Raw genomic sequence first — 11,878 nt, 5'->3', positions numbered from 1 at the left:
GACGTTTAACGGATGGAAATTCGAGGGAAGTCTGGTAGCATTCTGTCACGGCGGAAGTCTCTTTTGAATCAATGGTCGCACACTGATTTTTAAGGAGTTTCCGCCGTTTTTCTACCCCTACTTATGAAATATTCGGGCTAGGGTGCAGCACCAATACCGGATATTCATCATTGGCGGTGCGGACATCGGCATTTATTAAACTGATTTGCGACGATCAATTTAAGCCAGGTGCGAAGACAAGACACCCGTCCAGAACTTCGAGAAAAGTGCAGTCTTTTCCGCTATGCGGCTTGGCGAATTCTTTGCGGCGAATACTGCGTTACTAGCGTTAATTGGTCTCAGTGTGGCTCGTGCGGGTGAAATCGATGCGACGGGTAAATATATCTCGCCTGGCCTGTTCGACATGATGGACCAGTCGTGCTGGGCTCTCCGCGAGAATGGGCGTGCTTGGTATTAAGGCGGCCCTGATCTATCCGACCGTGACGTTCCAGAGCAGGGATGAAATTGTTGAGCTTGCGAAGATTGCCGCTCAGTATGGTGGTAACTATGGGAGCCATATCAGAGACGAAAGTGGTGGCCTGCTGGTCTCCGGGATTGGGGGCGCAGCCGTGAGTCTCAAGACAGAGCCAGTATATCCGCATGGCCATATCTTCCAGTTGCTGCGCTCTATCCAGCATTCGGGATAGCCCGCCTGTTCATGCACCAGAAGGTTCAGCGTTTTGTTTTTCTTGAGCATCTGCGGGGCGACAGGCTCGTCGGACAGTAGTTGCATTGCCCGGATTTCCGCTTGTAGTGCCCCACCTTGGGGTAATCAATGCGAGCGTCCAGATCGACGGCATCAAGATTTTCCGCAGAACAGAATTCTGCTTGATTTTCATTGCTGTGAGCGGTGCGACGAGCGTAACCCTGCTGATGATGCTTTCCATCCGCAGACTGTAGGCTGGGCAGCTTCGCCGCTTTGGAAGTCCTGGAATTCCATTGGGTCTGAGTGAGATTTGCGGATGCCTGGTCGGAGGTAGAGTAACTGTATAGACAGTAAAGTTTCGTTTAATACAGCGTTAAACTGTTGATAAAATTTATAAAGCTGGTGAAAAACGTTGTATATGATAATAAAACAGCTATAATTTCCAGGCGATGACCCTTGAGCGGTATGCTCAGGGCTGAAAACAAATGATGTGAAAGCTTTCGTGGGGCAAAAGATGATAAGAAAAACAGTCTGGAAATATTCAGTATGCAGCATGGTTATCGGCGCCAGCTTGCCGAGCGTGCCATTTGCCCAAGGCGGCGCTGGCCAGGAGCCGTCTACTGTGATTGAGGAAATTCTCGTCACCGCCGGCCGGCGCGAGCAGTCCCTGCAGGACGTGCCTGCAGCAGTGACGGTGATATCTCCCGATGCGCTGAAACACCGGGGCCTGACGCGGGTGGCCGAAATGCTTGACTACACGCCCGGCGTGAACTTCACCAGTGACGGTGGAGTAGGGCGGGGATCAATCAGTGCCCGCGGCGTGCCACAGTCCTCCGCTACCCCCGTATTCGGCGTTTACCTGGATGACACGCCGCTGTCCACCAACACCAATTTTGCCTTTGGCAGCAGGGTATTTTTCGATGCACTGCTGATGGATATCGATCGCATTGAGGTGATCAAGGGCCCCCAGGGCACTCTCTATGGCGCCACTTCTGTGGGCGGCATGATGCGCTATATCTCCCGGGATCCCGCGCTGCAGGAGCTGCGCGCCAGCGCCGGCGCCGATGTCTCCGAGACCGCGTCCGGCGGCATGGGCCATACCTACAGCGGTCGCTTGAGCGTGCCGGTGATCGACAACACTTTGGGCCTTACACTATCCGGTTTTTATCAGGATACCGCGGGTTATGTCGATTATGTAGATTCTGCTACCGGCGCGGTGCTGGACAGTGACGTGGACGGCGGCATCACCGAGGGTTTTGCCGCGGATCTGCTGTATCTGGCCACGGACAATCTCAAGTTTCGCCTCAAGTACATGCAGCAGGATACGGAGACTGAGTACCTGAGCAGCGTGCTGCTGGAGAATGGCTCCGAGCGGCCGGTGTGGAGTAGTTACAGCAACACCCAGCAGCCTAGCCCACGACAGCTGGACTACGAGGTATTTTCCGCCGGCATAAACTATGATTTGGGTTGGGCAACGCTGACTTCCAGCAGCAGCTATGTGGAGTATGAGCTCGCCGAGGCTCAGGATGTCACCGCCTCATTCGCCCCCCTGGTCGATTTTTTCGATGGCCGCGAGCCGGGGACGACCACCGATGTGGGCTTTACCGTCGTCGCGGGCTCTGAAAAGTTTGTCCAGGAATTCCGTTTGACTTCCAGTGGCAGCGGGCCATTGCAGTGGATCGCCGGCCTCTATTACGCTGATGAAGAGTCGTTCAACACCCAGTCGGCGCCAGTCATTCCCGAATTTGATCTCCTGAATATCGCCTTTCCCGCTGACTACCGCGAGTATGCAGGCTTCGGCAATATCACCTGGGAGCTGAACGAGAAATTCGATGTTACCGCAGGCGCGCGCCTCAGTCGCAACCGTATTGCCCTGTCCTATACCACCAGCGGCCTGCTGTTGGGCACCGCCGACGTGGTTACCCCGCAAATTGAGGACACTGTAGACACCTACCTGTTTGCCGCTCGTTACCGTCCCGGCACGAACGTATCGCTGTACAGCCGTATCGCCAGCGGCTACCGGCCGGCACAGAGTAATATTCCGATCCTCGACCCGGCCACTGGCGAGAACATTGCAGCGCCGCTACTGGATGCTGACAGCGCCTGGAGTTACGAGATTGGTGCCAAGGGCAGTAACCCTCGCGGCACTTTCAGTTATGACCTGTCATTGTGGTTGATCGACTGGTCCGAATTCCAGGCAAGCACGATTCTCAGTGGAGTCACTACCGGCGGTAATGCCCAGGACGGGCTCGGGGCCTATGGTTTCGAAGGTGAGTTGACCTTGAGACCGCTTGATGCATTGACCCTGGTGGGCAATCTGAGCTACACCAGCAGTGAACTGGACTCCGACGAGCCCGGTTTTGGCGGTGTGGCTGGCGAGCAATTTCCGACTCTGCCGGAGTGGACCGCCTCCTTGCAGTGGAATTATGGCTTCCCGGTGTTCGCTGGGTGGCAGGGTAACCTGGGTGGTGGCCTCCGCTACACCGGCAATTTTGTCAGCGCCTTCAGCGCCTCTGTCGCGGTACTGCCGGTGAAAGTGGACAGCCGCCTGGTCACCGATCTGGATGCCAGTGTCAGCAATGACCGCTTGACCCTTGGCCTGTATGTGACAAATCTGTTTGATGAGCAGGAGCTGGTGTCGCGGGTCGACAGCATTATAGCCGGCACCGGTGTGGTCTCTGACGGCCGGTTTACCCGGCCGCGTACGATAGGAGTGAACGCCCGTGTGGATTTCTAGCACGGGAGCGAAAGCGCCAGCGGCGGGGAGGCTCGTCGCTGCTACCGGATCCGGTTGGCGGAGCTTCACCCTGAACAACAGCATGATTCTTGCTGTCATTGCAGTTCTCGCGCTCAATTGTGGTTCCGCTGCCGCCCGGCCCCAACCGCCACAGTACGATATTGCGATTCTCGGCGGTCGGGTGATTGATCCCGAAACCGGCCTCGACGCGATTCGCAATGTCGGTGTCCGGGGGGGCAGGATTGCGGCGGTCACGCAGGCAGCGATGACGGCAACCACCGTTATCGATGCCGAGGGTAGGGTAGTCAGCCCCGGCTTTATCGATTTGCACGCGCACGGCCAGACTATTCCCGCCGCTCGCATGCAGGCTCTGGATGGTGTCACTACTGCGCTGGAACTGGAAGCCGGTGCGCTGCCGGTGGAGGACTTCTATGCGCAGCGTGCAGCCCAGGGACGGCCCATCAACTACGGGGCTGCGGTCAACTGGGCCAACGCCCGTATTGCCGTGATGCTGGACAAATCGCCGCAGGCAGATATCAGCTGGTTCCTGCAGCAGTTTTCCAACCCTCTCTGGCAAACCCAGCTGGCCACCGAGGCTCAGATCGAGCAGATGACTACCCTGGTGCAGGAAGGCCTGGACCAGGGCGCTCTGGGTATCGGGTTTCTGCTGGGCTACGCCCCCGGCACCGGACGCAAGGAATACTACCGGATGACGGAGCTTGCGGCCCTTAACGGCGTCCCCACTTTTACCCACGCGCGGTTCCTGTCAATGCTGGAGCCGGACAGTTCCTTCGAGGGTATTGAGGAAATTGTTGCCGTTGCGGCGAGCACCGGCGCCCATGCCCATATTGTGCATCTGAATTCCATCAGTTTGCGCGATATCGGAGTTATCTCCACGATAATCGCCGGCGCCAGGGCGCGCGGCATTCGCTTGACGACCGAGGCATATCCCTATGGAGCCGGGTCCACCGGTATCGGCGCTGCAATGTTCCGGGGCCCTGACTGGCGCGAGCGGGTAGGTGGGGTCACCGCCGGCAGCTTTGATGTTAACGGTAAGCGGCTCGATGAAGGGGAGCTGGCGCGTCTGCAGCGAGATGCCCCCGAGACTCAGACTGTGCTGCATTTTCTGGACACCGCAAACCCAAGGGATCAGCAATTGCTGGATAGGGCGGTACTGTTTCCTCAGGGCGTCATCGCCTCCGACGGCGGTGACTGGACCGTGGCAGGCGAGCCGTTGCCGGCGGCGACCTGGCCGCTGCCAGAGGCTGCGTGGAGCCACCCGCGCTCGGCCGGCACTTTTGCGCGATTCCTCCGCCAGTACGTGGGTGAACAGCAGTCCCTGAGCTTGCTCGAGGCGATTGAGCGGGTCAGTTTTGGCCCAGCCGTGATACTGCAAGACTCGGCTCCCCAGCTGCGCCAAAAAGGCCGCATCCAGCCAGGGGCGGATGCTGATATCGTAGTGTTTGAGCTGAGCCGTATTACCGATAACGCTACTTATGCCACCCCTGCTCGACCTTCCAGCGGCATTGACTATGTGCTGGTCAACGGGGTTATTCTGGTGGCGGATGGTGAACTTGATACCGCGGTCATGCCCGGTCGGCCGGTGCGCAATGCTCAGCGCTGAGCCAGGCGTGCCCGTGGCACACCAGATGGCGATAACTTGCAAGGCGAGCCGCTGGTGACTTTTTTCCGCAATTATCTTCTGCCCGGCTTCGTTTTCCAGTCGGTGCTCATCGGCGGTGGTTACGCCACGGGGCGTGAGCTGATTGAATTCTTCTTCGCCAGCGGCCCGCTCGGCGGAGTCCTGGGCCTGCTGGTTGCCGGGCTGATATTCGGCTCGGTGCTGGCGGTGGGATTCGAATTTGCGCGGGTCACCGGTGCCTACGACTACAAGCATTTCTGCCGCGAATTACTGGGGCCCGGCTGGGTGGCCTTCGAGCTCGCCTTCCTGGCCCTGTTATTGTTGATACTGTCAGTAATAGGTTCCGCCGCCGGTACGCTGGCCACCGGGTTTGGCATTCCATCATTGTGGGGCACCATCAGCTTGATGCTGCTGATTGCAGTGCTGACTTTCACCGGGTCGGAGACCATCAAGCGGGTGCTGGCCGGCTGGTCGCTGCTGCTGTACCTCGTGTACGCGGCACTGTTCGTGCTGGCATTCCAGTTGTTCGGTGGGGATATCGCGGCCAGCTTTCTAGAGGCGCACGCGGCCACCGGCTGGGTATCCAGCGGGGTGCTCTACTCCGGCTACAACCTTGCGATTCTGCCCGCGGTACTGTTCGCTGTGGCAGGCCTGAAGACCCGGCGCCAGACGGTAGGCGCCGGGTTGCTGGCCGGAATTATCGCAGTGATTCCCGCGCTGCTGTTCTTCGTTGCGATGATGGCGCGCTACCCGGAAATCGGAGACCAACCGGTCCCGGCCAGCTATCTGATTGCCCAGCTCAAGGTCGGCTGGCTGGAGCTGATTTTCCAGATTGTTGTATTTGGTACTTTTATCGAAACCGGCACGGCACTGCTGCACGCCGTCAACGAACGTATCGACGCCGGCTTTGCCGCACGTGGCCGGCAACTGCCGCGCGTCCTGCGTCCCGCCGTGGCGCTGGCGATTCTGCTGTTTGCCATGTTTGCGGGAGAGCGGATCGGTATTGTCGACCTGATCGCTCACGGCTATGGCCTGCTGACCATGGTTTTTATGCTGGTGCTGGTGGCGCCGCTGCTGACCGTTGGCCTCTGGCGCGTGCATCGTGCCGGGATGGCGGGCCGGTGAGTTTACCTGCTGCGGGCGCTGCTCACGGCGCCCTTATAACCTGAATGTCAACGGATAAGAGAGTTATGAACACGATCGAACTGAGGCCGCCCTACCTGATTTTTCTGGGTAACGAAACCTGTTTAACCTACGCCAAGACCGGCGCGGGGTTGGTGGAATGGCGACGGGAGCTGTGTTCGGGGCAACTGAATCTAACACCGGACGGTATTGATCTGGGCCTGCCGCAGATGAGTGTGGAGCAGGCGGCTGCCGACGGCGTCGGTTCGCTGGTGATCGGTACCGCATCGGTGGGGGGCGGTATATCTCCGGAATGGCTGGACACGCTGGAACGGGCGGCGCTGCTGGGCCTGGATATTGTTGCCGGGCTACACGGCAGTCTGGCGTCTGTCCCGCGGCTGCAGCAGGCTGCCGCCACATCCGGGGCGCGACTGGTGAACGTACGGGTGCCACCCCCCGAGTTACCGGTGGGCTCTGGCCGCAAGCGCACAGGTAGACGGGTGCTTATGGTAGGCACCGATTGCGCCGTGGGCAAGAAGTATACCGCCTTGGCACTGGCGAGGGATATGCGTCGGCGCGGCCTCAATGTCGACTTTCGTGCCAGTGGCCAGACCGGCATCATGATTGCCGGCGGCGGCCTGCCAATGGATGCCGTAGTGTCGGATTTCCTGTCCGGCGCGGCGGAGTTGCTGTCACCGGACAACAGCGCGGACCACTGGGATGTTATCGAGGGTCAGGGCGGTATCTTCCATCCAGGCTTTGGCGCTGTCAGCCTGGGCCTGCTGCTGGGTTCGCAGCCGGATGCCTTCGTGGTATGCCACGAGGCAGGCCGCAACCACCTCATTGGATGGGAGGGCTTCGCGCTGCCGACGATTGAGCAGGTGATCGAACGTACAGTCGAGCTGGGTTCCCTGACCAATCCGGCGATCAGTTGTGTGGGCGTCAGTATCAATACCTCTCGCCTGCCGCCCGGCGACCGCTCTGGGTATCTGGAAGAATTGTCCGAACGTCTTGGTCTGCCCTGTGTCGATCCATTGCAGGGCGGCACCGATCCCCTGGTCGGACGCCTGCTACAGACGCCGCAGACGGTTGTAACCGATGGCGAGGTTGCCCTCATATGAAATTGACCTCTCGCCGGCGCTGTTTTCCGCTGCGAGCGCCCTTCAGCATCACTGGCTACACCTTTTACAATACCGAGGCGGTGCACGTCAGTCTGGAGCAGGGTGGCGCGGTGGGCCGTGGCGAGGGCGTCGGGGTGTACTACAACAACGACAGCGCAGACTCTATCGTAGCCCAGCTGGAAGCAGTCGGCCCGCAGCTGGCCGCGGGGCTGGACCGGGAAGCGCTGCAGGAGTTGCTGCCCCCGGGCGGCGCGCTCAATGCGCTGGATTGCGCCCACTGGGACCTGGAAGCGAAACAGAGCGGCGTCAGTATCTGGCAGCGACTCGGAATCGTGCCCAGGGAGTTGCGTACGGTTTGCACGATCGGGATGGGCAGCGCGCAGGAGATGGCTGCCACCGCACGCGCCTACGCACGCTATACCCACCTCAAAATCAAGCTCAGTGAAGCTGACCCAATCGCCCGGTTGGAAGCGATCCGCGCGGCGCGGCCCGATGCCAGCCTGATTGTTGATGTCAACCAGGGCTGGTCACTGGCGGAGCTGAAAGAGTACGCCCCGGTCGCCGCGCGGCTTGGAATCGCCATGATCGAGCAGCCCTTGCCTCGGGGTCAGGATGAACAGCTGGAGGGTTTCCGGTCTCCGGTGCCACTGGGGGCCGATGAATCCTGCCTCGGGCCAACGGAATACGAGGCGGTGGCCCGCTACTACGACGTCATCAATATCAAGCTGGACAAGTGCGGGGGGCTGACCCAGGGACTGCGCCTGGCAGAGCTGGCTCGCCGCGATGGCAAGGCGCTAATGGTGGGGAACATGACTGGCTCATCGCTCTCGATGGCACCAGCGTATGTGATCGGGCAGTTTTGCGAGTTTGTGGATATCGATGGACCCCTGTTGCTGGTACTGGATCTGCCGGAGGGCCTGCTCTATCGTGATGGCGGTGTGGTGGGAGTCCCCGAGCCGGAACTGTGGGGCTAGACCCAGCGCAATGATAGTAACCTCACCGCCTTAACCAGTCTGCGGTAGTTGACCAGGCAATGCACTCACAATGAGGACTAGCGAAATGACCCAACCACAGCAACATGTTTGCAGCAAGCGCTCACTGCTGCGCGCCGCCGGTGCGGCGGCAGTGGCGCTGCCGATGCTAAACATTGGCGCCTACCGCGTTTTTGCAGACAGCGGTACGCGCTATAGCAGCCGCACCATTGATCTGGTGAAGAGTTGCCAGGTATTCGACATGCTGTCGACTCCTTTCCCGTTCGGGCCCGCGATGCTGGCGGCCTTTTCCGACCACCCCAAACGGCAGGATGGCTTTGCCATAAGCGACGCTTATCTGCAGACCGTGCTGGCCTCCGGCATTGATGTTCTGCACCCGGCGATGGGTTTGGCTGCGGATGAGGTGGCGCCGTATATCGCACGCATCAATGCACTGGTGGCGGAGCATCCGCAGCAACTTCGCCGGGTCGACGCCATAGCCGACCTCCAGGGACTGAAGAAGGGCGAGCGGGTGGGCTTTATCGTCGGAGTCCAAAACTCCGATCACTTTCGAGAGCTGGATGATGTCGACCTGTATTATCACCTGGGGCAGCGGGTCAGTCAGCTTACCTACAACAGCCGCAACCTGATAGGGACCGGTGCCACCGATCGGAGCGACGGAGGTCTCAGTGACTTTGGTGTGCAGATCGTGGAGCGCATGAACGCGCTGGGCATGGCGGTCGACGTATCTCACTGCGGAGACCGGACCACGCTGGATGCTTTTGAGGTTTCTTCCAGGCCAGTGCTGATTACCCACTCCAACGTCCGCAGCCTGGCCGGTGGTCACGTCCGCTGCAAGCCTGACGCCGCTATTGAGGCAATGGGTCGGGCAGGCAGCGTGATGGGTATTACCGGCGTCAGGAACTTCGTTCGCGACCGCGAGCCCACCAATATTGAGCATATGGTCGATCATATCGATTATGTCGCGAAGCTGGTGGGTATTGAACATGTCGGCATCGGCTCGGACATGGATATGGATGGATACGACGACATTCCCGAGCCCGCCTACAGCAAACTCAAGGCTGCCTACAAGGCCAGCTATGCCTTCCGGGAAAAGCTCGATGTGGATGATTTCGATCATCCCCGCCGCACTTTCGATCTGGTGGAAGCTTTGCTTCGCCGTGGTTATACCGACCAGCATATTGAGCTGGTATTGGGCGGCAATTTTCGTCGTGTGTTAGGCGATATCTGGCAGGGCTGAACGACTGCGAGTTCGTATTTTTGCAACGAGACAATCAGGACGAGTGATCATGAGCGATATAACAATGACAAACCTGTGGCGCCGGATCGGGCTGTTGCTGGCATCCGTGCTGCTGGCCGCTGGACCTTTGCAGGCGGCGGTACCGGATGTCACCGACCCGGCCGTGGTGGAGGCTTTCGTTAATGGGGCGGTGAAGCCGCTAATGGAGCGAGAGCATAGTCCATCGGGAGTAGTCGCCGTGATGAAGGATGGCGAGCTGGTGTTCGCCAAGGGGTACGGCTACATCGATGTGGAGCGGCGCATTCCGGTGGACGCGGCCACCAGCCTGTTCCGGCCCGGGTCGATCTCCAAGCTATTTACCTGGGTGGCGGTAATGCAGTTGGTGGAGCAAGGTCGCCTCAATCTTGATGTCGACGTGAACCAGTATCTTGAGAGCTTTGAGGTGGAGGATAGCTGGCCCGGCCAGCCGGTGACCCTGCGTCACATCCTCACTCATACAGCGGGCTTCGAGGATGGCGCCCTTGGCTACCTGATCATCAACGATGTCGAGCGTATCATGCCCCTGGCGGAGTCCATGAAGCGCTATCAGCCAAAGCGGGTCAATCCTCCGGGCGAACATGTCGCGTACTCCAACTGGGCCACCGCCCTCGCGGGCTTGATTGTCGCCAACGTCTCCGGGCTGGAATTTAATGCCTATGTGCAGAAGCACATCTTCGACGTACTGGGCATGGAGCGCTCCACGTTTGTGGAACCCCTGCCAGTGGAACTCGAAGCCGGCATGGCCAAAGCATACCGGCGCGAGGCGGGTAGGTACGTCGAACTGAATTACGAGATCATCTCCAACTTCGGACCCGCTGGCGCCGCCGCGGTGACGGCGCTGGACATGGCTCGCTTTGCCCGTGCCCTGCTCAATGACGGGGCCTGGGAGGGGCGACGGATCCTGCGGGCCGAGACTTTAAGGCAGATGCTGGAGGAGGGCTTCAGCCACGATCCGCGGGTTCACGGCATGGGGCTGGGTTTTATTCAGTACGCCTACGGCTACGAGGGCCTGGAGATCTTCGGTCACGACGGCGGCACGACCGTATTTGCGTCGCATTTCGGCATGTCGCACAGCGAGGACTTCATGCTGTTCTCCTCTTTCAGCGGACCCGGAGGTGGGCCCACCCATCGGGCCTTCGTCGAGGCATTCTACGACAACTTCTTCCCACCGGCCCAGCCTGTGGTGGAGCCGCCGGCGGATTTTGCCGAGCGTGCTGCCAAGTACGCAGGTACCTACAACAGTTACCGCAGCAGCTTTACCAAGATCGAGGCACTGATGCGTATGATCGGCGGGACGCCGGTTAGGCCGATGGACGACAATACTCTGTTGGTGGGCGATCAGCGGTTTGTCGAACTGGAGCCGAACCTGTTTCGGGAGGTGGAAGATACCGGCCGTATCGCCTTTCAGCAGGACGAGAAGGGGGCTGTTGTTGGCTTTGTTGTCGACGGATTTGGGGTAATGCAGATGTACCGCGCGCCCTGGTACGAAAGCAAGGGTGTGGTGTTCCCTCTGCTGGGATTGGCTCTCCTGGTGTGTATCGGTGTCTGCCTGCGTCTGTGCTACCAGTGGTCACTGTACCGGGAGTCTGTCGCCGATGCGAAAGCCCGCTGGCGCGCGTCCGTCGCGGTGGCCGTCAGCAACCTGCTGTTTTTTCTTTTGGCCGGTATCGCGATCAGCGCGGGCACACAGGCTCTCACCTGGGAGCTGCCCACCCTGCTGAAGGTTGCGCTGGTATTCCCGTTGCTGGCGACGCTCGCCGGTTTCTGGCAGCTCTATCTGACGGTACAGCTTTGGCGCCTGGACGCAGGGAATGTGTGGTACAAGATGCGTTTCAGTACGGTAACGTTGGCCGCCTTGTTCCTGATCTGGTTCTACTATTACTGGAATCTGTGGGGTTTCAATTACTTCAGCTGAAGCAGACAACCCTGTGCGGTGGCTAATAGAGCACCGCACGCTCCCATCAGCTGCGACTCAAGTTCAATAGAATAGACTGGAAATACCCATGAACCACGGGAGGTCCAAAGTTCTGCGAGACCGGGACCACGGATAAGGTGGTCGCTTTAGAAGGGCCGTTCTCTCGAACTGAAAACATTGCGGGGCTGGGCGGGGTCGCTTGAGTGTCTTGGACCGATGCAAACCCCCGAAGCTCCAGCCGGAGTTGGAGTGGTCAAGTGATTTGTGACAACCCAGTTAAGCTGCTTTCTTCAGCTCAGCCATAGCTGACCTAAAATCATTGGGGCTCCTGTAATCCAAGGCCGAGTGCAGCCGCCGACTGTTATAGAACATGGCGATATAGTCC

Annotated in this window: 9 protein-coding genes; 8 read left to right on the top strand and 1 reads right to left on the bottom strand. The window is 59.4% G+C overall.

The genetic code is table 11. The features are described from left to right. Positions 1–443 precede the first annotated feature (443 nt). From RLO07_RS03820 to RLO07_RS03785, 8 genes are all read left to right on the top strand, one after another. Positions 444–686, top strand: coding sequence for a hypothetical protein (locus tag RLO07_RS03820; RefSeq protein WP_462290805.1), 243 nt, complete (start codon positions 444–446; stop codon positions 684–686). Between the two features lie 621 nt (positions 687–1,307). Beyond that, positions 1,308–3,422 (top strand): TonB-dependent receptor, encoded by a 2,115-nt coding sequence (locus tag RLO07_RS03815; RefSeq protein WP_462290804.1) that lies wholly within the window; start codon positions 1,308–1,310, stop codon positions 3,420–3,422. An 82-nt stretch (positions 3,423–3,504) separates the two neighbouring features. Beyond that, positions 3,505–5,046 (top strand): amidohydrolase family protein, encoded by a 1,542-nt coding sequence (locus tag RLO07_RS03810; protein WP_462290803.1) that lies wholly within the window; start codon positions 3,505–3,507, stop codon positions 5,044–5,046. Between the two features lie 54 nt (positions 5,047–5,100). Beyond that, complete coding sequence (locus RLO07_RS03805; RefSeq protein WP_462290802.1) at positions 5,101–6,189, top strand: hypothetical protein; 1,089 nt, start codon at positions 5,101–5,103, stop codon at positions 6,187–6,189. A gap of 65 nt (positions 6,190–6,254) precedes the next feature. Continuing rightward, positions 6,255–7,307, top strand: a complete 1,053-nt coding sequence (locus tag RLO07_RS03800; protein ID WP_462290801.1) for a DUF1611 domain-containing protein — start codon at positions 6,255–6,257, stop codon at positions 7,305–7,307. Further along, complete coding sequence (locus tag RLO07_RS03795) at positions 7,304–8,281, top strand: dipeptide epimerase (protein ID WP_462290800.1); 978 nt, start codon at positions 7,304–7,306, stop codon at positions 8,279–8,281. The genes RLO07_RS03800 and RLO07_RS03795 overlap by 4 nt, the downstream gene beginning before the upstream one ends. A 151-nt stretch (positions 8,282–8,432) precedes the next feature. Further along, positions 8,433–9,539 carry a dipeptidase gene (locus RLO07_RS03790; RefSeq protein ID WP_462290799.1) on the top strand — a complete coding sequence of 369 codons (1,107 nt, stop codon included), beginning with the start codon at positions 8,433–8,435 and terminating at the stop codon, positions 9,537–9,539. Between the two features lie 49 nt (positions 9,540–9,588). Then, complete coding sequence (locus tag RLO07_RS03785; RefSeq protein WP_462290798.1) at positions 9,589–11,493, top strand: serine hydrolase domain-containing protein; 1,905 nt, start codon at positions 9,589–9,591, stop codon at positions 11,491–11,493. A gap of 276 nt (positions 11,494–11,769) precedes the next feature. On the opposite strand, the gene RLO07_RS03780 is transcribed toward RLO07_RS03785, so the two are convergent. Next, a partial coding sequence (locus tag RLO07_RS03780; RefSeq protein ID WP_462290806.1) for an IS3 family transposase occupies positions 11,770–11,878 on the bottom strand: 109 nt, incomplete at its 5' end.

The organism is Haliea sp., from assembly GCF_040221975.1.
Taxonomy (GTDB): domain Bacteria; phylum Pseudomonadota; class Gammaproteobacteria; order Pseudomonadales; family Halieaceae; genus Haliea.
The sequence above is the reverse complement of the archived record's forward strand: the minus strand, read 5'-3'. Positions and strand labels throughout refer to the sequence as shown.

Bases quoted from the DNA above. Each gene is read 5' to 3' on its own strand.
- RLO07_RS03810 (WP_462290803.1), top strand. From the start codon at position 3,505: ATGATTCTTGCTGTCATTGCAGTTCTCGCGCTCAATTGTGGTTCCGCT.
- RLO07_RS03800 (WP_462290801.1), top strand. From the start codon at position 6,255: ATGAACACGATCGAACTGAGGCCGCCCTACCTGATTTTTCTGGGTAAC.
- RLO07_RS03795 (WP_462290800.1), top strand. From the start codon at position 7,304: ATGAAATTGACCTCTCGCCGGCGCTGTTTTCCGCTGCGAGCGCCCTTC.
- RLO07_RS03785 (WP_462290798.1), top strand. From the start codon at position 9,589: ATGAGCGATATAACAATGACAAACCTGTGGCGCCGGATCGGGCTGTTG.